A 20190-nucleotide genomic window follows, 5' to 3' on the forward strand; every position below is an offset into this window, starting at 1 on the left:
GGTTCTCTAGGTGTTGCGACAAAATGTTGCGATCAACGCTGGATTTCGCGGTCGCGGTCCAGTTCGTAAGGCAAGTCCAGCAATTGTAGCGCGGGTCCTGCCAAAGCACCGAGGTGCAAATTGCCATCCTCGGCGGCTTCGGCCTGCAACACTCCCAGCAGTTCAATATTCTGCTCGGCCCGGGCAGCAATGACGACCTCGCCGATCGAGCTGCCATGCGTAGGGGAAAACAGCGGGGTGCCAGGCTCCGGCAACTCGGTGGCGTCCAGTTGCAGGCGATACAGGCGACGCTTGAGCTTGCCGAGGTACTGCATGCGCGCGACGATTTCCTGGCCGGTATAGCAGCCTTTCTTGAAGCTGACACCGCCAACGGCCTGCAGGTTGAGCATCTGAGGAATGAACAGTTCGCGTGTGGCCGCCATGACTTGGCCGATTCCCGCACGAACCTGGCCCAGCAGCCAGCGGTTCAAGTCGCCTTCGCCCAGTTGCGAGCCCAGGCGAGCGCGCAGCGTATCGGCCTGTTCGGCGCGGACCCAGAGTTCGGCGCGGCCCGGGGATACGCGGATGGCGATCAAGGATTCATGGCGTGCCATGCTATCGGTGTCGGCCGGCAGCTCCAGGCCCAGTTCGCTGAGGGCGGCGTCAGCGTTTTCCAGTCCGAAGCGAACCCAGGCCGGGCTTTCATCGGTGAGTTTGGATTTGGAAAACACCGCGTATTTTTTCAGGTCCGCCAGTTGCGGTTCGAGTAACTCGCTGGCCATCGCCATGAGTACGCCGTCGCCCTCGAGCAGGATCCGGAAGCTTGATTGCATCCGGCCTTTCTGTGTGCAGCGGGCGCCGAGGCTGGCCCGGCTGTCGCTCAGGTAATTGAGATTGCAGGTCAATTGGCCTTGCAGGAATTTACCGGCATCCACGCCGCGGACCGCGAGAATGCCTTCGTGGGACAGGGTGCAGAAAAAAGCGGAATCAGCCATGGGTCATCGCAGGGTAAAAAAGTCTGGTGGACATCATAAGGGGGCGCCCTTGAAATGGGTAGTTGCCAAAGGATCGTCGACGGCCGACAAAGCCGTGTGTTCCGCCACGGCCGGGCCTGTATACTTGCGCCCTATTTGAGGAGCGCTCCATGGTCGAAGATGTTGAACTGAATCGCCTCTACTGGCACAGCCGCCGCGGCATGCTTGAGCTTGACGTGTTGCTGGTGCCTTTCGTGAAGGAGGTCTACCCCCACCTCAATGAGGTTGACCGTGCATGCTACGTCCGCCTGCTGGAATGTGAGGACCAGGACATGTTCGGCTGGTTCATGGAACGCAGTGAGTCCGAAGATCCGGAGTTGCAGCGCATGGTCCGGATGATCCTGGACCGTGTCCAACCCAAGTAATCGCTTCGAATGCCGCTGGCGCGCCTCCGGGCAGTTGTTGGCGGCCTATCTGCTGGCGCAGCTGTTCGCCCTTGGCTCGTTGTTGCTATTGGCCGTTCCACCCGGGTTCGCAGCCGTCGGCATCATACTGTGCCTGGGCCATGGCGCCTGGGTACTGCCGCGACACCTGCTGCTGACCCATCGACAGGCGTTTCGCGGCTTGCGTCGCGATGCCGGTGGCTGGCAGCTATGGAGCTCCGACGGCGGCTGGCAATCGGTGCAGTTGCGGCCCGATAGCCTCGCATTGCCGATAATCGTCGTGTTGCGCTTTCGGCTCCAGGGCGAGCGGCGGGTCCGCTCGCTGTGTGTGCCCCGTGATGCGCTGGCGCCGGATGTGCACCGACGCCTGCGAGTGCGGCTCAGGTTCAGCCGGCGTAGGTGGGCGGCACCAGGATAGTATCCAATGGCTCGGGCAACAGGTCCGGGTAATCGAGGGTGTAATGCAGCCCTCGACTTTCCTTGCGTTCCATCGCCGAGCGAATCATCAATTCGGCCACTTGCGCTAGGTTGCGCAGTTCGATCAGGTCCCGGCTGACCTTGTAGTTACTGTAGAACTCATCGATCTCATCGAGCAGCAGTCGTACCCGATGCTGGGCCCGTTGCAAGCGTTTGTTGGTGCGCACGATCCCAACGTAGTCCCACATGAAGCGCCGCAGTTCGTCCCAGTTGTGGGCGATGATGACGTCTTCATCCGAGTCGGTGACCTGGCTGGCATCCCACGAGGGCAGGGCGGCAGGTATGTCGATGCGCGGCAATTGCTCAAGGATGTCGGCCGCTGCCGAGCGGGCGTAGACGAAACATTCCAGCAGCGAATTGCTGGCCATGCGATTGGCGCCGTGCAGCCCGGTAAAACTGGTTTCGCCAATGGCATACAGGCCGGGGACGTCGGTGCGACCGAACTGATCGACCATGACCCCGCCGCAGGTGTAATGCGCCGCCGGCACCACCGGGATAGGCTGCTTGGTGATGTCGATGGAAAATTCCAGGCAGCGTTCGTAGACCGTCGGGAAATGACTCTTGATGAACGCTTCGGGCTTGTGGCTGATATCCAGGTAAACGCAGTCGATGCCCAGGCGCTTCATCTCATGGTCGATGGCTCGGGCAACGATGTCCCGTGGGGCCAGTTCGGCGCGGGGATCGAAGCGCTGCATGAAGCGTTCCCCGTTGGGCAGCTTCAGGTGCGCGCCTTCGCCGCGCAGGGCCTCGGTCACCAAAAAACTCTTGGCGAGCGGGTGATATAAACAAGTCGGGTGGAACTGGTTGAACTCCAGGTTCGCCACCCGGCAACCGGAACGCCAGGCCATGGCAATGCCGTCACCGCAGGCGCCGTCCGGGTTGCTGGTGTAGAGGTAGACCTTGGCCGCGCCACCGGAGGCCAGGATCACGAAGCGCGCCCCGTAGGTGTCGACTTCGCCCGTGCCACGGTTGAGCACATAGGCGCCCAGGCAGCGATCACCGTTCAGACCCAGGCGTTTTTCGGTGATCAGATCGATCGCGACCCGTTGCTCCAGCAACTCGATGTTCGGCCGTCGCCTGGCCTGGGCCAGCAGCGTCTTGAAAATCGCCGCGCCGGTCGCATCGGCGGCATGGATGATCCGCCGATGGCTATGGCCGCCCTCGCGGGTCAGGTGAAATTCAAAGCCGCCATCTTCGGTGCCGGACTGCTCATCGCGGGTGAATGGCACGCCTTGGTCGATCAGCCATTGGATGGCCTCCCTGCTGTGCTCGACGGTAAAGCGCACCGCATCCTGATTGCACAGCCCGCCGCCAGCGTTGAGTGTGTCGTCGACGTGGGATTGGATCGTGTCGGCGTCATCCAGCACGGCTGCGACGCCGCCCTGGGCCCAGAACGTCGAGCCGTTGGCCAGGTCGCCCTTGCTCAGCACGGCGATGCGCAGATGCGCGGGCAAAGTCAACGCCAGGCTCAATCCGGCGGCACCGCTGCCGATTACCAGAACATCATGTTGGAACTGTTGGCTCATTCGAATGATTTCCGCTCAAAGCGACCCGTGAGGGGTTGGCGCCGGACATCCGTTTGACGGGTCGGGCAGCCTTGCAGCCCACTAGTATATAGAGGGGGGGATCGGCACAATAGCCGGGCAATCATGGCGATGTGAAACCAGCGTGACGGAAAAACAACACGCTTCGTCGGATCAGGGTTTTCTTGAAATGGCGACAACGCGACGTTTTCGCGGACAGAACGTTGTTTATCTCGTCACGGTTGCCAGATTTTCGTTTCGAAGAGCTGAAAATAGCGGGAACTTTTGCCAAGCGCCTACGTTCAATAGACGGTTGTCTGCAAAAGGGAACAGCGTCGGGTTGGTTAAGGACTTCGATTCAAGTCCTCGTCCGACAGGCCCGGCGACAGATTATTCGCGCAGCCGGGGAATCTCGTGCTGCGTTTTTCGTGCGTGCCGGATCAGAGCGCGCCGGAAACTTGCTTGGAAGGGGGAGAACTTTTGCGAAAAGCCCGAGTCTATGTTTGCAAGCCCGGTCGATTAGTAGTGCAACCCTCCTTCGAGCTTATCGAGGAGTGTTCATGCTAACCCAGGAAGAGGATCAGCAGCTGGTCGAACGCGTTCAGCGCGGCGACAAGCGAGCTTTCGATCTGCTAGTGCTGAAATACCAGCACAAAATTCTCGGGTTGATCGTGCGTTTCGTGCACGACACCCATGAAGCCCAGGATGTTGCCCAGGAAGCCTTCATCAAGGCCTACCGCGCACTTGGAAATTTCCGCGGGGATAGCGCGTTTTACACGTGGCTTTACCGCATCGCCATTAACACGGCGAAAAACTATCTGGTTTCACGCGGCCGCCGGCCGCCGGATAGTGATGTGAGTTCCGAAGATGCTGAGTTCTACGATGGCGATCATGGCCTCAAGGACCTCGAATCTCCGGAGCGTGCATTACTGCGGGATGAGATCGAAGGCACCGTTCATCGAACCATCCAGCAATTGCCTGAAGATTTGCGTACGGCTTTAACTTTACGTGAATTCGACGGTCTGAGTTACGAGGACATTGCGAGCGTCATGCAATGTCCGGTGGGTACCGTGCGCTCCCGGATCTTCCGCGCTCGGGAGGCCATCGATAAAGCCCTGCAACCGTTGTTGCAGGAAAACTGAGACAGCGGCGACAGCCAAGAGAGGAACGCCATGAGTCGTGAAGCCCTGCAGGAATCGCTGTCCGCAGTGATGGATAACGAAGCGGACGAATTGGAATTACGTCGGGTATTGAATGCCTTCGACGATGTTGAAACCCGTGAGACCTGGGCGCGCTATCAGATCGCCCGGGCTGTCATGCACAAGGACCTGCTGCTTCCGCGTCTGGATATCGCTGCGGCAGTGTCTGCTGCGCTGGCTGATGAAGCCGTACCGGCAAAAGCCTCCCGCGGTCCATGGCGTAGCCTGGGTCGCCTGGCTGTAGCTGCTTCGGTCACCGTAGCGGTACTGGCCGGTGTGCGGTTGTACAACCAGGACGAGATCGCTGGCGTTCAAATGGCGCAGCAATCTAACCAGCCAAGCCTGGCAACGCCACAGGTCAAAGGTCCTGCGGTGCTGGCCGGCTACAGCGAAGGTTCGGAAGCTGCTGGCCCGATGAACAATGGTGTCCTGCAAGGACAACCAGGCTGGCACGATCAGCGCCTGCCTAACTACCTGCGCCAGCATGCCCAACAGGCTGCATTGAAGGGCACTGAAAGCGCGCTGCCCTACGCTCGCGCGGCCAGTCTGGAAAACCGTTAAGGAGGACCATGCGCGCCATACCTCTTTTATCGCTTCTGCTCGGTGGCTGGTGGGTGATTCCAGCCCATGCCGGCGAGGCTCAAGACTGGCTAAATCGTCTGAGTCAAGCCGAGCAACAGCAAAGCTTCCAGGGCACTTTCGTTTACGAGCGTAACGGTAGTTTTTCTACCCATAACATCTGGCATCGCGTCCAGGATGGCAAAATCCGCGAGCGGTTGCTCCAGCTCGACGGTTCGGCACAGGAGGTCATGCGCATTGATGGACGTACTCAATGCGTCAGTGGCACCTTGATCGCCGGGCTGGGAAATACGCCAGATGGCACTGCACGTGCGCTCGATCCGCAAAAACTCAAGAATTGGTATGACCTTGCCGTGATCGGCAAGTCGCGTGTGGCTGGGCGACAAGCTGTCATTGTGGCCCTGACTCCGAAGGACCAGCATCGCTACGGGTTCGAGTTGCATCTGGACAAAGAAACCGGGCTGCCGCTCAAATCCCTGCTGCTCAACGACAAGGGACAGTTGCTCGAGCGCTTTCAATTCACCCGCCTGAACATCACCTCACCTTCGGACGCTGACCTGCAGGCCAGTGCCGAATGCACGGCTGTGGCGCAGGATCCGAACAAGGCGACGGCAGTGAAGACCGCATGGCGTTCGGACTGGCTTCCGCCGGGCTTTGAATTGACCAGCAGTGTTGCGCGAAATGACCCAGACACCAAAGTACAGGTCAGCAGCCTCATGTACGACGATGGCCTGGCTCGGTTCTCGGTGTTTCTGGAGCCGTTGAACGGCGCCACGGCTACCGATACCCGAACTCAGCTAGGTCCGACCGCCGCCGTATCCCGCCGTCTGACCACGCCGCAAGGTGAAATGATGGTCACGGTGGTAGGTGAGATACCTATCGGGACGGCGGAACGGATCGCGCTTTCCATGCGCTCCGACGTCGCGGCAGCCAAGTAGCCATTGCGCAAGTGGCTCGATTGCGCGGCAGGCCGTTAACGCCAAGGCTTGATCGAATTGCTGAAACTTCCTGTCAGCATTTTCATTTGCAAAAAATCGATTTTTTTTCTATTAGGTCAGAGCCGCTCGGCTCTGGCCTTGTCTGTTTGCGGAACGAAAATACCGGCGTATCGTTCTCCGGTGTTTCAGCTCCATATCGCTTAACCATGCTCGTCGTAACGGGAGCCGTATGTCGATACCACGCTTGAAAACCTATCTCTCCATATTCGCCACCGTGCTGGTCCTCGGTCAGGCCGTTCCCGCAGCGGCGGTCGAATTGCCGGACTTCACCCAACTGGTCGAACAGGCTTCACCCGCAGTCGTGAACATCAGTACGACGCAGAAGCTGCCTGAGCGCCGGGTGATGGACCCACAGATGCCGGACCTGGAAGGTCTGCCACCCATGCTGCGCGAGTTTTTCGAGCGCGGAATGCCGCAGCCCCGTTCACCGGGTGGTGGCCGCCAGCGGGAAGCGCAATCCCTGGGTTCGGGTTTCATTATTTCGCCCGATGGCTACATCCTCACCAATAACCATGTCATCGCGGATGCCGATGAGATCCTGGTCCGCCTGGCCGATCGCAGTGAGCTCAAGGCCAAACTGATCGGCACCGATCCACGGTCCGATGTGGCGCTACTCAAAATCGAAGGCAAGGATTTGCCAGTCCTCAAGCTTGGCAAATCCCAGAACCTGAAGGCCGGCCAATGGGTCGTGGCGATCGGTTCGCCGTTCGGCTTTGACCACACCGTGACCCAGGGCATTGTCAGCGCCATCGGCCGCAGCCTGCCGAACGAGAACTACGTGCCGTTCATCCAGACCGACGTGCCGATCAACCCCGGCAACTCCGGCGGCCCGTTGTTCAACCTTGACGGTGAAGTGGTGGGCATCAATTCCCAGATCTACACCCGCTCGGGCGGGTTCATGGGTGTGTCCTTCGCCATTCCAATCGACGTGGCCATGGACGTTTCCAATCAGTTGAAAAGCGAAGGAAAAGTCAGCCGTGGCTGGCTGGGCGTGGTCATCCAGGAAGTGAACAAGGACCTGGCCGAGTCGTTCGGGCTGGAAAAACCCGCCGGTGCCCTGGTGGCACAGATCCAGGAAGGTGGCCCGGCTGCCAAGGGCGGCTTGCAGGTTGGTGATGTGATTCTCAGCCTCAATGGCCAGCCGATCGTCATGTCCGCCGACTTGCCGCACCTGGTGGGTGCCCTGAAGGCCGGTGCCAAGGCCAGCCTCGAAGTGATTCGCGAAGGCAAGCGCAAGAACGTCGAGTTGACCGTTGGCGCTATCCCGGAAGAGGGCAAGGAGCTGGATTCGCTGCCCAAGTCCGGCGTAGAGCGCAGCAGTAATCGCTTGGGCGTCGCGGTGGTCGAACTGACCGACGAGCAGAAGCGCACTCTGGAACTGCAGGGCGGCGTGGTGATCAGGGAAGTACAGGACGGTCCTGCTGCACTGATCGGCCTGCAACCGGGCGACATCATTACGCACCTGAATAACCAGGCCATCGGGTCCGCCAAGGAGTTCACCGATATCGCCAAGGCCCTGCCGAAGAATCGCTCGGTGTCGATGCGAGTCCTGCGCCAGGGACGTGCGAGCTTCATCACGTTCAAACTGGCTGAATAAGCCCGTCCGCAGCTGAAAAAAAACCGCCTCGATGTATGTCGAGGCGGTTTTTTTATGCCTGGCTGAAGCTCAGCCCATCATGTCCTTGACCATTCGCTCCTGTTCCATAAGCTCACGCTGCCGTGCGTCGATGCGGGACGACAATGGAAAGTTGCCGCCGGCGCGGCGTTTGGCGAAGTCCAATTGTTGAATCGCCTGGCGATAGTCGCCGACCAACGCGAAGTATTCGGCGCGGGCCTGGTGCAAGCCGATGATGTTGCCCGACAGGCCGCGCGTCTCGGCAACCATGTACCAGACGTCCGGATCGTCCGGGCGACTCTTGAGCAGCGTCTCCAGGGCTTTTTCTGCGTCAGCGGGGCGGTTTTGCTTTAGCAGCAGGTCAACGCGCACTTGGTTGAGGGGATAGTTGCCAGGGTATTGAACCAGCATCCGGTCGACGCGGGATTGGGCGTCAGCCAGCTTGTTGTTGGTAATGTCCAGATCGACTTGGGCCAGGTTGTAGATGATTTCGTTGGGTGATTTGGCCAGCAGCGGCTTGAGGTTCTCCCGCGCTTCATTCAACTGGCCACCCTTGACCTGGGCGATGGCCAGGCCATAGCGGGCCACATCGTTTTTGGGGTTCTCGTCCAACAGTGCGCGAAAGCGCTTGGCGGCCAGGCCTGGGGTTTCCTCATAGGTCAGCTGGACGCGCGCACGAATCAGTTGATAACGCATGCTGTCCTCGATGCCCCCCGGCTTGGCCTGTTCGGCGCGGTTGCGGGTGTCGGCGATACGCGACTCGGTGACCGGGTGCGTCAACAGAAACTCCGGAGGCTTGGCGTCAAAGCGGTATTGGCGCATCAGACGCTCGAACATGGTCGGCATGGATCGAGGGTCGTACCCAGCTTTTTCCAGATTCTGGATGCCGATTCGGTCGGCTTCCTGTTCGTTCTGGCGTGAAAAGCGCCGTTGCTCCTGGATGGCGGCGGCCTGGGTCCCCGCGATGGCGGCAATCCCTGCATCGCCCCCGCCAGCGGCGGCGACCACGATGCCAGCCAGCAGCGCGGCCATCATCGGCACTTGCATGCGCTGTTGAGCTTCCACGCCACGGGCGAAGTGGCGCTGCGACAAGTGCGCCAGCTCGTGGGCCATGACCGACGCGTATTCGCCTTCGGTCTGTGCGTTGAGGAATAGCCCGCCGTTGACCCCGACGATTCCGCCCGGTGCGGCGAAGGCGTTGAGCTGCGGGCTGTTGATAAGGATGAATTCCAGGCGCCGGTCATTGACCTGGCTGGTCTCCACCAGCTTGTAGACGCTGGTTTCGACGTAGTCCTTGAGCTGGGGGTCGTTGAGCTGTGAAACCTGGCTGCGCAGCAGCGCCAGCCAGGCGCGGCCCAGTTGGTGCTCCTGTTCTGGCGAGACGATGGCAGAACTGGCGTCGCCAAGTGACGGCAGGTCGTCGGCGAAGCCCGGTGAGGCAAGCAGGCAGGCGAGCGTCAGCAGGGTGGGGCGCAGAAATGTCATGCACGAAGCCTTAGTCGACAAAGACCTTACTGTAGCCGGACAGCGGGTCCGGGACCAGATATTCTAGGCGGCTCGACGACCCGTTGCGGAGTGAAACAATGACCGATGCTGTAGCCCACGATGCCGAGCTGGACGCCAGTGGCCTGAATTGTCCGTTGCCGTTGCTCAAGGCCAAGCTGGAACTCAATCGTCTGACCAGTGGCGCCGTGCTCAAGGTAACCGCCACGGACGCTGGCTCCCAGCGCGATTTCCGCACCTTCGCCCGGTTGGCCGGTCATACGCTGCTGCGTGAAGAGGACGAAAACGGCACCTACCGTTACTGGTTGAAAAAAGCCTGAAGGCAGGCGACATCTCTTAGGGATTTTTAATGTTCAAAGTGTTACGCGACTGGATTCAGCGCTACTTTTCCGATGAAGAGGCGGTGGTCCTGGCAGTGCTCCTGTTCCTGGCTTTTACCGCCGTGCTCACGCTGGGCGGCATGTTGGCACCGGTGTTGGCGGGGATGGTGCTGGCGTACCTGATGCAAGGGCTGGTCATCACTTTGGAGCGCTTGCGACTGCCGGGTTCGGTCGCGGTAGGGTTGGTGTTCGCGCTGTTCATGGGCGTGCTGGTGGTCTTCCTGGTGGTGATCGTGCCCTTGCTGTGGCACCAGTTGGTGACGTTGTTCAACGAATTGCCGGGGATGCTCGTCAAATGGCAATCGCTGCTGTTGCTGCTACCGGAGCGTTATCCCCACCTGGTCTCGGACGAGCAGGTATTGCAGACGATCGAAGTGGTACGCGGCGAGATCGGCAAGTTCGGCCAGTGGGCGCTGACGTTTTCGCTGTCCAGCCTGCCGTTGCTCGTGAACATCATGATCTATCTGGTGCTGGTGCCGATCCTGGTGTTTTTCTTCCTCAAGGACCGGGAAATGATCGGACGCTGGGTCCGCGGTTACCTGCCGCGCGAACGGGCATTGATCACCCGGGTGGCGCAGGAGATGAATCGGCAGATCGCCAATTACATCCGCGGGAAAGTCATCGAGATTTTTATCTGTGGCGGCGTCACCTACATCGGCTTCGTCGCCCTGGGGCTCAATTACGCCGCCCTGTTGGCGCTGCTGGTGGGTATTTCAGTGGTGGTGCCCTACGTCGGCACCGTAGTGGTGACCGTGCCGGTGGCATTGATCGCACTGTTCCAGTGGGGCTGGAGCGATCAGTTCATCTATCTGATGGCCGTCTACGGAATCATCCAGACCCTGGACGGCAACGTGCTCGTACCGTTGCTGTTCTCCGAGGCGGTGAACCTGCATCCGGTGGCGATTATCTGCGCAGTGCTGTTGTTCGGCGGACTGTGGGGGTTCTGGGGAGTGTTCTTCGCGATTCCCCTGGCGACGCTGTTCAAGGCAGTGCTGGATGCGTGGCCGAGCAAGGAGCCAGTGGTGGCGCCGTTGTTATAAGAGGTGAGTTAGCCTAGCCGGTGAGGCTACCGGCCTCTTCGCGAGCAGGCTCGCTCCCACAGGGGATTTGCGGTGTTCCGTGAAATCCTGTGGGAGCGAGCTTGCTCGCGATGAGGCCGAAGCTGACAACGAAAAAACTCAGGCCTTGTTGAGCGCCTGAGCCGCCGCCAACACCGCATCCACATGCCCCGGCACCTTCACGCCACGCCATTCCTGGCGCAACACTCCCTGTTTATCGATCAGGAACGTGCTGCGATCAACGCCCAGGTATTCCTTGCCGTAAAGCTTCTTCAACTTGGTCACGTCGAACAACTGGCAAACCGCTTCGTCCTTGTCGCTGATCAGCTCGAAGGGGAATTCCTGCTTGCACTTGAAGTTCTCGTGGGACTTGAGGCTGTCCCGGGAGACGCCGAACACTTCGGTGTTGGCGGCCTGGAATTGCGCGTACTGATCGCGGAAACCCTGGCCTTCGGTGGTGCAGCCGGGCGTGCTGTCCTTGGGGTAGAAATAAATGACCACTTGCTTGCCCTTCAGGGCTGCGAGGCTGATGGTCTGCCCGCTGGTGGCGGGCGCCTGGAAATCGGTAACCGGCTGGTCGATGGCAACGGCCATGAACGCTTCCTTACATTGGGTTTTGTGGGCGCCACGGTTCGATCAATGCGTCGAGGTTCATCGCGTCCGCGAAATCCAGGAACTGATCACGCAGCCAGCTGATCTGGGTGCCGGCCGGCAGTGTCACGGTGAACGTGGCGTTGAGCATGGTGCCGCCGGTCTGCGGGGCCTGGTAGGTGTCGCAGGTCAGGTTCTCCAGTTCGACGTGGTGGTCCATGAAGAACTGGCACAGCTCGTTGATGATGTCCGGGCGGTAGGCCGAGCTCACGTAAGCCACATAAGGCAGGGCCTGGGGACGATTCTCCAAGGCGGCGCTGCGTACCACGTTGACGGTGAAGGCATGTTTCTTGGCCAGTACGGGCAGGCTGCCCTCGAGGCGGGCCAGCGCGTCCCAGCTGCCGGAAATTTCCAGCACGAGCGCGCTGCACTCGCCATGACGGGTCAGGCGTGACGTCACGACGGCGCAGCGATTTTCATGGCTGGCGCGGCACAGGACGTTAGTCAGCTCCATGGGGTTGGCGCCGAGGGCACTGATAACAAGGAATTGTTCGCGGACTGTGGGGGTGGACATGCAGCATTCCTAAAGCGATGAGCGGTCGGTACGTTTCAGCTCGATGTGGTGCCAGCCTTGGGAAATCGAACGGTTCAAGCCCTTCGCCTCGTGGATGCGTTGCGTTGCGGGGCAACACAAATACACCGGGACACACGCAGGATCGGGGCTTGTAACGACGAAAACGGAGGCTGGGGACCGGCGTATGAGCTTATCGCTACCGATCAAAGCCTGAAGGGTAGCGAAAACCATCGCCAAGGGGAATGGGAGTTCGCTTGTACAAGCATCTTGGCGCCAGTACCATTACGGCTCTCTTTTTCCGGCAGGAGCGGTTTCATGATTGCGGGCAGTATGGTGGCACTGGTCACACCCATGGATGCACAAGGGCGTCTTGACTGGGCCAGCCTCAGCAAACTCGTGGACTTCCACCTTGAAAACGGCACCCATGCCATTGTCGCCGTCGGCACCACCGGCGAGTCGGCTACCCTTGATGTCAACGAACATATCGAAGTCATCCGCGCCGTCGTCAAGCAGGTCAACGGCCGCATTCCGGTGATCGCCGGCACCGGAGCCAACTCGACCCGCGAAGCCGTCGAACTGACCCGCAACGCCAAGGAAGCCGGCGCCGATGCCTGCCTGCTGGTCGTTCCGTACTACAACAAGCCGACCCAGGAAGGCTTGTACCAGCATTTCAAGTACATTGCCGAAACGGTCGACATCCCGCAGATCCTCTATAACGTTCCCGGCCGCACCTCCTGCGATATGCAAGCCGAGACCGTGATTCGCCTGTCCACCGTGCCGAACATCATCGGCATCAAGGAAGCCACGGGCGACCTGGTACGGGCCAAGGCCATCCTCGATGGCGTCAGCAAGGATTTCATCGTGCTGTCTGGCGATGACCCGACAGCCGCCGAGCTGATCCTGCTGGGCGGCAAGGGCAATATTTCCGTGACCGCCAACGTCGCTCCGCGAGAAATGGCCGATCTGTGCGAGGCCGCGCTCAAGGGCGATGCCGAGACCGCACGTGCAATCAACGAAAAACTGATGCCGCTGCACAAGGACCTGTTCATCGAAGCCAACCCGATCCCGGTGAAGTTTGCCTTGGTCGAAATGGGCCTGATGCACGAAGGCATTCGCCTGCCGCTCACCTGGTTGAGCAACACCTGTCACGAACCGCTGCGGCAGGCCATGCGCCAGTCCGGCGTCCTGGTTTAATTGAGGAAGTACAACGCATGAAGCGAATGGCCGGACTTTCCGCACTTGCCTTGATTATCTCCAGCACCAGTGGCTGCGGGTGGATCTGGGGACCGGATGGTTACTTCCGCGACCGTGGTAGCGACTACCTCGAAGCGCAACAGACTGCACCGATGCAACTGCCACCGGACGTCAGCGTCGCCAAGCGTTTGGATCCGCTGCTGCCGATCCCGCGCAACGTCGCTGACGACAGCGTCAAGGGCGAATACGTAGTCCCGCGACCACAGCCGCTGTCGGCCGTGGCCGATGCCAGCGACTACACCCTGCAAAAGAGCGGTGACTCCAGCTGGGTCATGGGCCAGCACCCACCGGCCGAAGTCTGGCCGGTGGCGATCCAGTTCTTCCAGGACAACGGTTTCCGCCTGGACGAGCAGCGCCCACAGACGGGTGAATTCACCACCACCTGGCAGCGTTCCGATGAACTGTCCGCCGCCATGGCCAAGCGCCTGAGCGCCGCCGGTGTCTCGGCAGACAGCGAAACCCGCGTGCGCGTACGGATCGAGCCGGGCGTACAGCGCAACACCAGTGAGATCTACGTGGTCAGCGCCGAGCGTCCCGCCGGCAGCACCGCCGACGTGGCCTTCACCAATCGCTCGGTCAATACCGGCCTCGACGCCGCGCTGGTGGACGACATGCTTGCCAGCATGAGCCGCACCGCGGAGCAGGGCGGTTCGGTTTCGATGCTCGCGACCCGCGACTACGACACGCCAAGCCGCGTCAGCCTGAGCGAAGACGGCAGCGGCAACCCGGTGCTCAACGTCGGCTCCGACCTCGACCGTGCCTGGTCGAGCGTGGGTCGTGCGCTGGAGCAGGGCGAATGGCGCGTTGAAGACATCAACCGCAGCCTGGGCCTGTACTACATCAACCTGGCTGAAAAAGCCGAGAAGAAGGACGAGAAGCCTGGCTTCTTCAGCAACCTGTTCGGCAGCGCGCCGGACAAGGAAGAAATCGAAGCCCGCGCCGAGCGTTACCAGGTTCGCCTGAGCAAGGTCGGCGACAACGTCCAGGTCACCGTCGAGAAGAACATCAACACCGTGGCGCCGGCCGATGTAGCCCGCAAGGTGTTGGGCGTGATTCAGGACAACCTGGGCTGATCCGATGCGTTTTGCCGTTCTCGGCAGCGGTAGCCAGGGGAACGGCACGCTGATAGCCAGTGCTGGGACCTACGTTCTGGTCGATTGTGGTTTCTCCCTGCGGGAAACCGAGAAGCGCCTGTTGCGCCTGGGTGTGCACCCGGCGCAACTGAGCGCGATATTGGTGACCCACGAACATGCCGACCACGTGCATGGCGTGGGTTTGCTGTCTCGGCGCTACAATCTGCCGGTGTACCTGAGCCGTGGGACGTTCGAAGGCCTGCGCAAACCCATCGAGCCAGCTGGTTTCGTGGCCGGCGGCGAGCAACTGCGTGTCGGCGGCCTGGATATCAGCGTGGTCAGTGTGGCCCACGATGCCCGGGAGCCAACCCAGTATGTGTTCAGCGACGGCGAGCGGCGCTTTGGATTGCTCACCGACCTGGGATCGTATTGCGACAGGGTCATGGACAGCTACCGGGACCTCGATGCGTTGATGATCGAGTCCAACCACTGCCGGGACATGTTGGCGCGTGGGTACTATCCGTATTTTCTCAAGCAGCGGGTAGGCGGGGAGCACGGACATTTGAACAACCACCAGGCGGCATACCTGGTGGCCGAGTTGGGCTGGCAAGGCCTGCAACACCTGGTCCTGGCCCATTTGAGCAGCAAGAACAACCTGCCGCAGCTGGCCCGGCAATGTTTCGTCGACACCCTTGGGTGCGACCCGGACTGGCTGCAACTGGCCGATCAAGATTCAGGGCTCGACTGGCGACATATCGCCTAGCCCATCTACTTAGCAAGCGGAGCCCATCATGGAAAAACGTGAAGAACTCTACCGCGGCAAAGCGAAGTCGGTTTACAAGACCGACGACGCTGACCGCTTGATCCTGCTGTTTCGCAACGACACTTCGGCGTTCGACGGCAAGCGCATCGAACAACTCGACCGCAAGGGCATGGTGAACAACAAGTTCAACGCCTTCATCATGCAGAAGCTCGAAGCCGCCGGCGTGCCGACTCAGTTCGATAAGCTGCTGGGCGACAACGAGTGCCTGGTCAAGAAGCTGGACATGATCCCGGTCGAATGCGTCGTGCGTAACTACGCCGCTGGCAGCCTGGTCAAGCGCCTGGGCGTGGAGGAGGGCATGAAGCTCAACCCTTACACGTTCGAGCTGTTCCTGAAGGACGACGCCAAGGGCGACCCGTTCATCAACGAATCCCATGTCGTGGCCTTCGGTTGGGGCACCGCCGAGCAACTGGCTCGCATGAAGGAACTGTCCCTGAAGGTCAACGAAGTGCTGACCAAGCTGTTCGACGACGCGGGCCTGCTGCTGGTGGACTTCAAGCTTGAATTCGGTGTGTTCAGCGATGGCTCCATTGTCCTGGGCGACGAGTTCAGCCCGGATGGCTGCCGCCTGTGGGACAAGGACACCAAGAAGAAAATGGACAAGGACCGCTTCCGCCAAGGCCTCGGTGACGTCATCGAAGCCTACGAAGAAGTCGCCCAGCGCCTGGGTGTACCGCTGTAGTCGACGCAAGCGACTGATAGCACGGAAAAAATTTCGCCCGGGGGTTCGCTTCCGGCGAATGTGCTGGTATGATTCGCGCCACTGGAGAGATGCCGGAGTGGCCGAACGGGACGGATTCGAAATCCGTTGTACTGGCAACAGTACCTAGGGTTCAAATCCCTATCTCTCCGCCATTATTCAAAAAGCCTCGTAAGTCGTTGATTTACGGGGCTTTTTTGTGTTTGATGATTTTTGCGTTTGACCACTCATTTTGACCACTCACTTTTCCCCCAAATATCCAAAACCCCGGAAATCAAATCCCGTTTTCGGCTCGAAACCGTATGTTCACGGTGATGGAATCCGGTGGTGAATATCTTTGGAGATAGGTCAGGCATATCCAACCGTAACCTGAAATATCGCATACCGTCGGCCTACAGAATCTAGCAATCCCTGAAGGTTGGTGCGCGCATACCAATGAGAGCTCCTGTGAGCTCGTGACGCTGCGATTGGTTGCTCATTTGAATGGAGTCTCGGGCTGAGTCCGCAGTACCATCCTTGGCTATCACCATCGAATCGTCTACGCCGCCAAGGATGAAAACGTGATAATCAATGTCACCGACCACAATAAGTACCTTTACCACTACACAAGTGCCGCGACCGCCATAAACTGCATCCTCAAGTTTCGTACTCTCCGGTTTGGCGAGTACAGACGGACTAATGACCCCAAGGAAAGTAAAAACTGGTTGTTCGATTTCGTATCGTTCGAGCAGAAGGTTGACCGCATAGATTACGACCGCAATGTCATGTCAGCTTGGCTTTCAGACGAGTTGAAGCGCAACACGCGCCTAATCTGCTTCTCACGTGATACCGGGCCGTTGACCGGCAATCACCTCACGGAAATTTTCAATCGGGGTTTTTGTAAACCTCGAATGTGGGCGCAATACGCTGAAAACCACACCGGCGTTTGTTTGGTGTTCAACCGCGAGAGTCTAGAGAAAGAAATTACTACTCAGCTTGCTGCACACACCTCATTACTCCGAGGTGTGGTGCAGTACAAAGATTGTGGGATCGCCCGTGACCTTTTTGAAGAGCTGACCTTCAGCATCAATACAGACGATCTTGAAAAGCATGGCAGAGATAGGTATCCGGCGATCCATTTAAGAAAGCATTATCAGCAGCTTTTCTTCGAAAAAATGAGCGATTGGGAAGCGGAGAATGAATATCGCTGGGTGGCGTTTACAAAGTCGACGGAGCCGCTGGATGTAAAATACGGAAGTGCTTTGGTGGGTATGATGTTTGGTGAGGACACTAGTGAGGAGAACAAAAGGGAAATGTCCTTGCTCACCAGCGGAGCGGGAGTCGACATGCGAGGGTTAAAATGGAAGAACCACAGCCCTTGGTATGACTTCGAGCGGCAAGGCTACCGTTGACTTGAGGTTAGCGTGTGAAGTTGTGTAATACCCCCACTGATCAGGGAATATCTCATGCCCACCGACCACGGAGTTTCCCATGCCAACTGTCTTCGATGAAATCATTCGCTATAAAGCCCGTAAGCTGGCCCAGGTGCACATTAAGGGGAAAAAGGGGACAGACCACGATTATGCGGCAGGGCGATTACAAGTGAGCTCAAAATCGTGGTCTGTCCCTGAGGGATCCCCACAAATCTACGCCAGGCTCTGCGCCTGATAATGCACCTCGTCACGCAGGGCCTGCTCGAGCTTTTCTAAATGCTCTCGTCCGCCAAAGTCCGTACAGCAACGCCAATACTCCAGTCCCAAGCGCCACAACGAAAGCACCCGTCTATCTTTTAGGCTGTTGCTTTGATAACGCTGTTCCAATTTGCTTTCACGGGCCTGTAGCCCTGTCAGGAAGATGAGGTAGTTGGCCAGAGCCGCAATCAACAGCAGCGCCTCAATGCGCCGAGGGCAATGACTTCTATGCAGGTTCAGCCCCAACCCCAAGTGCTCACTTTTTACATCCCGGAAGCCTTCTTCGATCTGCATGCGCCTTTTATAAATCGCGACGATTTTCGCCGGATTCCACTCACTGTGCTCCAGATTGCTCGCCAGCAACCAAGGTTCACGTTCACGCCTGGCGGACTGTCGACTGAGCTTGCTTTTGGCGATTGAGCCTGTGACGCGTTGATGCTTTCGTCCTTTGGCTGAGTGCCGGACACAATACAAGTCGATGAAATGGGGAGCGCTACGGGTCATCTCGACATGGCCCAACGATCTGGGTGATGAAGTGGCCAGAGCATATAGGCTTTTCACGGGTTGCCAGTCAGCGCCACCAGTGCGATAAAGCTCACGATTTCGTATGCGAGCTACGTAATACCAGCCCTGTGCTGCCACCGCCTTCATCCATGGACGCCGAAAACCCGCGTCAGTTACCAAGATGGGAATACAGCCGTCAGGCAGTAGTTCAGCCAGTGTGTTGAGCAATCGTTTTTGGTATCTCGGGCAACTCTCACGCTCATGCACACTTTCATAAATGGGAAATGAGCGTCCGGCCAACGGAATCGCTGCTCTCAACAAGAACGCGTCTCCTGGGGCGTCAATTCGAGACCAGTCGACCAAAATCAATGGATGTTTTAGCGAGCCCAGCAACGCTCGTAACATCACCCAGTAGAACAGTGGGCGCTCTGCTCTGAGGTGCTGATTACCCAGCAATCGATCTACTCGCTTGATGGCATGTTTGGGGTAAGCCCGGCCTGGCATCGACCGCCCTAGTCCTGTCAGCGTCAGACGACGGCCTTGCAGCAATGAACTAACACAACTCATCAACGTAGTCAGACGACGGGAATGGACAGAGGGAAGTGCTTGAGCGAGCGCTCTGTGTAAAAATCGGATGGCCTGCATGGGTTCGGGATCTTGTTTTTGCGTGGTGCAAACCAAGTTGCCGACTCATGCAGGTCTCTTCAATATTCCAACTTCTTGATTTTCTATAAGAAAATTTGGGGATCCCTCAGGGTCTGTCCCCCGTTCCTCGCGGTATCTCGACGATGTCTGTCAGCCAGTTGCTGGGCAACGTCTAAGGCAGACTTCAGGACGTTTGCAGCTTCTGTGAAAACTTTTGGGTCATTTGACCCCTCGTAGATGATTCCGCCCTCTGTGACGTCCTGCACAACGCTATCGACGTATTGATAGAAGCTGACAACCAACTGAGCATCCTCTGGTGAGAGGTATCCCAGCTTCCCGAGGTTCGCGACATAAACTCTGCAATAGTGCTCAGGAATTCGTACCTGCAATGACGCTTCTGGACGCTGGTCTTCTGGTATTGTAATTAACTGGTTCCCAAATTCGATTAGGCCGGAAAGGTAATCTCGCTCGACGGCGATCTTCCTCAACGCCAGCACCTCTGCAACGATCGCCACACGCACGCTTGTACGTTCCTGCCAGCGTTGCCAGAGCCAGCCACCGGCAGCTACTAAAGCGGTGAGAAGTAAGCCGGCGGTGCTGATGATTTCACTGGTCTGCATTGCATTTTTCCTTCGTGCTGGAAGCTGGTGGCTGTGAATGGCGGCTAGCCGCAAGGAGGGACGGGACAGACCCTGAGGGATCCCACAAATCTACTCCGATACCCGTGCCTGATGATGCACATCGTCGCGCAGGGCCTGCTCGAGTTTTCCTAAATGCTCTCGTTCACCAAAGTCCGTGCAGCAACGCCAAGACTCCAACCCAAGCACCACAACGAAAGCACTCGCCTATTTTTAAGGCTGTTGCTTTGATAACGCTGTTCCAATTTGCTTTCACGGGCCTGTAGCCCGTCAGGAAGATTAGGCAGTTGGCCAGAGCCGCAATCAACCGCAGCGCCTCAATGCGACTAGGGGCAATGACTTCTGTGCAGGTGTAACCCCAACCCCAAATGCTCACTTTTACATCCCGGGAGCCTTCTTCCTGGCGGAGAGCCTGTCTCTCGTAACCTATTGCAGCGAATTCAAACTATTCGCAATCAGGCAGACGCCACTCGTCGTCGCGAGCGCCATCATATCGAAACAGGTCTTCGAAGCGGCGAGCACGAATGTTTGCTTAGAGCTAGATGTGTCAGTCATCTAGCTCAGGAAAAGTGATTTTTCCTACAATCCAAGGTTCCACAATGTCGCTATGAATCGTACGTAAAAACGATCCCCACTCTTTACGGCTGTGAGCGTCTGGTCCAATGATCGTCAGCAGTAGGTACGTATCTTTGAAGTCATCATAGGCATAAATAAGCCAGAAGTCGTTGTCAGGGTCTTCCGTTAAGGCTGTGCGATAGTACTGGCGGTCGATTTGGGCCCAGCGAGCTTGTGTTTCTGCAGTGCTCGCCAAATGGATGTGACACATATCACTCAGATCGAGCAGTTCATCTCTGCCAAAGATAGCCGGAAGCTCGCCGCACACTTTGTAATTGTAAAAGTGTGCGGCAATATTTTTCCAGTTCTGTGTTTCTTCAAAAAGTGCGGAAATTTTAACGGCTGGCATCCAGGCCTACTTTGTAATAGGAAGCT

At 58.4% G+C, this 20190-nt stretch carries 21 protein-coding genes and 1 tRNA gene; 14 read left to right on the forward strand and 8 right to left on the reverse strand.

Features of this window, described 5'->3' with window-relative positions; all coding sequences use genetic code 11:
* Nucleotides 1-32: 32 nt before the first annotated feature.
* Entirely contained in the window at nucleotides 33-974 is a 942-nt protein-coding gene (locus tag J3P92_RS07290; RefSeq protein WP_434650204.1) for a YgfZ/GcvT domain-containing protein, read from the reverse strand.
* A 149-nt stretch (nucleotides 975-1123) separates the two neighbouring features.
* On the opposite strand from J3P92_RS07290, the gene J3P92_RS07295 reads away from it, so the two are divergent.
* Nucleotides 1124-1378: a succinate dehydrogenase assembly factor 2 gene (locus J3P92_RS07295; protein WP_003184348.1), complete on the forward strand. Its 255-nt coding sequence runs from the start codon at nucleotides 1124-1126 to the stop codon at nucleotides 1376-1378.
* Nucleotides 1362-1814 carry a protein YgfX gene (locus J3P92_RS07300; RefSeq protein WP_434610097.1) on the forward strand — a complete coding sequence of 151 codons (453 nt, stop codon included), beginning with the start codon at nucleotides 1362-1364 and terminating at the stop codon, nucleotides 1812-1814. Before J3P92_RS07295 ends, J3P92_RS07300 begins: the two co-directional genes overlap by 17 nt.
* Here J3P92_RS07300 and nadB read toward each other — a convergent pair.
* Entirely contained in the window at nucleotides 1783-3399 is a 1617-nt protein-coding gene (gene nadB, locus J3P92_RS07305) for an L-aspartate oxidase (RefSeq protein ID WP_434650206.1), read from the reverse strand. The genes J3P92_RS07300 and nadB overlap by 32 nt on opposite strands.
* Nucleotides 3400-3956: 557 nt before the next feature.
* Here nadB and rpoE point away from each other — a divergent pair.
* The 4 genes from rpoE to J3P92_RS07325 all read left to right on the forward strand — a co-directional run bounded on the left by rpoE (nucleotide 3957) and on the right by J3P92_RS07325 (nucleotide 7769).
* Nucleotides 3957-4538, forward strand: coding sequence for an RNA polymerase sigma factor RpoE (rpoE, locus tag J3P92_RS07310; RefSeq protein ID WP_003172477.1), 582 nt, complete (start codon nucleotides 3957-3959; stop codon nucleotides 4536-4538).
* 30 nt (nucleotides 4539-4568) lie between these two features.
* Complete coding sequence (locus J3P92_RS07315) at nucleotides 4569-5156, forward strand: sigma-E factor negative regulatory protein (protein ID WP_039593313.1); 588 nt, start codon at nucleotides 4569-4571, stop codon at nucleotides 5154-5156.
* An 8-nt stretch (nucleotides 5157-5164) separates the two neighbouring features.
* Nucleotides 5165-6112 carry a MucB/RseB C-terminal domain-containing protein gene (locus J3P92_RS07320; protein ID WP_434650208.1) on the forward strand — a complete coding sequence of 316 codons (948 nt, stop codon included), beginning with the start codon at nucleotides 5165-5167 and terminating at the stop codon, nucleotides 6110-6112.
* Between the two features lie 229 nt (nucleotides 6113-6341).
* Nucleotides 6342-7769, forward strand: a complete 1428-nt coding sequence (locus J3P92_RS07325) for a DegQ family serine endoprotease (RefSeq protein WP_420766707.1) — start codon at nucleotides 6342-6344, stop codon at nucleotides 7767-7769.
* A gap of 69 nt (nucleotides 7770-7838) precedes the next feature.
* On the opposite strand, the gene J3P92_RS07330 is transcribed toward J3P92_RS07325, so the two are convergent.
* Complete coding sequence (locus J3P92_RS07330; RefSeq protein ID WP_434562824.1) at nucleotides 7839-9272, reverse strand: M48 family metalloprotease; 1434 nt, start codon at nucleotides 9270-9272, stop codon at nucleotides 7839-7841.
* A 98-nt stretch (nucleotides 9273-9370) separates the two neighbouring features.
* Between J3P92_RS07330 and J3P92_RS07335 the strand changes: the two genes are divergently transcribed.
* Nucleotides 9371-9610 carry a sulfurtransferase TusA family protein gene (locus tag J3P92_RS07335; RefSeq protein WP_434562826.1) on the forward strand — a complete coding sequence of 80 codons (240 nt, stop codon included), beginning with the start codon at nucleotides 9371-9373 and terminating at the stop codon, nucleotides 9608-9610.
* Between the two features lie 29 nt (nucleotides 9611-9639).
* Nucleotides 9640-10710 carry an AI-2E family transporter gene (locus tag J3P92_RS07340; RefSeq protein WP_420766704.1) on the forward strand — a complete coding sequence of 357 codons (1071 nt, stop codon included), beginning with the start codon at nucleotides 9640-9642 and terminating at the stop codon, nucleotides 10708-10710.
* A gap of 138 nt (nucleotides 10711-10848) precedes the next feature.
* Here J3P92_RS07340 and J3P92_RS07345 read toward each other — a convergent pair whose 3' ends face one another.
* Entirely contained in the window at nucleotides 10849-11322 is a 474-nt protein-coding gene (locus J3P92_RS07345) for a peroxiredoxin (protein WP_434650210.1), read from the reverse strand.
* A 10-nt stretch (nucleotides 11323-11332) separates the two neighbouring features.
* Nucleotides 11333-11893 (reverse strand): glycine cleavage system protein R, encoded by a 561-nt coding sequence (locus tag J3P92_RS07350; protein WP_003184325.1) that lies wholly within the window; start codon nucleotides 11891-11893, stop codon nucleotides 11333-11335.
* 315 nt (nucleotides 11894-12208) lie between these two features.
* Between J3P92_RS07350 and dapA the strand changes: the two genes are divergently transcribed.
* From dapA to J3P92_RS07380, 6 genes are all read left to right on the forward strand, one after another.
* Nucleotides 12209-13087, forward strand: coding sequence for a 4-hydroxy-tetrahydrodipicolinate synthase (dapA, locus tag J3P92_RS07355; RefSeq protein ID WP_434650211.1), 879 nt, complete (start codon nucleotides 12209-12211; stop codon nucleotides 13085-13087).
* A gap of 17 nt (nucleotides 13088-13104) precedes the next feature.
* The gene (gene bamC / locus J3P92_RS07360; protein WP_420766701.1) at nucleotides 13105-14220 is read left to right on the forward strand and encodes an outer membrane protein assembly factor BamC; all 1116 of its coding nucleotides are present in this window, start codon (nucleotides 13105-13107) and stop codon (nucleotides 14218-14220) included.
* Nucleotides 14221-14224: 4 nt separating this feature from the next.
* Nucleotides 14225-14983, forward strand: a complete 759-nt coding sequence (locus J3P92_RS07365; RefSeq protein WP_420766700.1) for an MBL fold metallo-hydrolase — start codon at nucleotides 14225-14227, stop codon at nucleotides 14981-14983.
* 28 nt (nucleotides 14984-15011) lie between these two features.
* The gene (purC, locus tag J3P92_RS07370) at nucleotides 15012-15725 is read left to right on the forward strand and encodes a phosphoribosylaminoimidazolesuccinocarboxamide synthase (protein WP_025212375.1); all 714 of its coding nucleotides are present in this window, start codon (nucleotides 15012-15014) and stop codon (nucleotides 15723-15725) included.
* Nucleotides 15726-15808: 83 nt separating this feature from the next.
* Nucleotides 15809-15898, forward strand: a tRNA-Ser gene (locus J3P92_RS07375).
* Nucleotides 15899-16303: 405 nt separating this feature from the next.
* Nucleotides 16304-17134 carry a DUF2971 domain-containing protein gene (locus J3P92_RS07380; RefSeq protein ID WP_434650212.1) on the forward strand — a complete coding sequence of 277 codons (831 nt, stop codon included), beginning with the start codon at nucleotides 16304-16306 and terminating at the stop codon, nucleotides 17132-17134.
* Between the two features lie 234 nt (nucleotides 17135-17368).
* On the opposite strand, the gene J3P92_RS07385 is transcribed toward J3P92_RS07380, so the two are convergent.
* From J3P92_RS07385 to J3P92_RS07395, 3 genes are all read right to left on the reverse strand, one after another.
* Nucleotides 17369-18562, reverse strand: a complete 1194-nt coding sequence (locus tag J3P92_RS07385; RefSeq protein WP_420766646.1) for an IS4 family transposase — start codon at nucleotides 18560-18562, stop codon at nucleotides 17369-17371.
* 83 nt (nucleotides 18563-18645) lie between these two features.
* Nucleotides 18646-19182 (reverse strand): hypothetical protein, encoded by a 537-nt coding sequence (locus J3P92_RS07390; protein ID WP_434650214.1) that lies wholly within the window; start codon nucleotides 19180-19182, stop codon nucleotides 18646-18648.
* A gap of 565 nt (nucleotides 19183-19747) precedes the next feature.
* On the reverse strand, nucleotides 19748-20164 hold the full coding sequence (locus J3P92_RS07395) for a type II toxin-antitoxin system YafO family toxin (protein ID WP_434650216.1): 417 nt from the start codon (nucleotides 20162-20164) through the stop codon (nucleotides 19748-19750).
* Nucleotides 20165-20190 lie beyond the last annotated feature (26 nt).

This window comes from Pseudomonas sp. D3-27, from assembly GCF_051132165.1.
In the GTDB taxonomy this organism is placed as follows: domain Bacteria; phylum Pseudomonadota; class Gammaproteobacteria; order Pseudomonadales; family Pseudomonadaceae; genus Aquipseudomonas.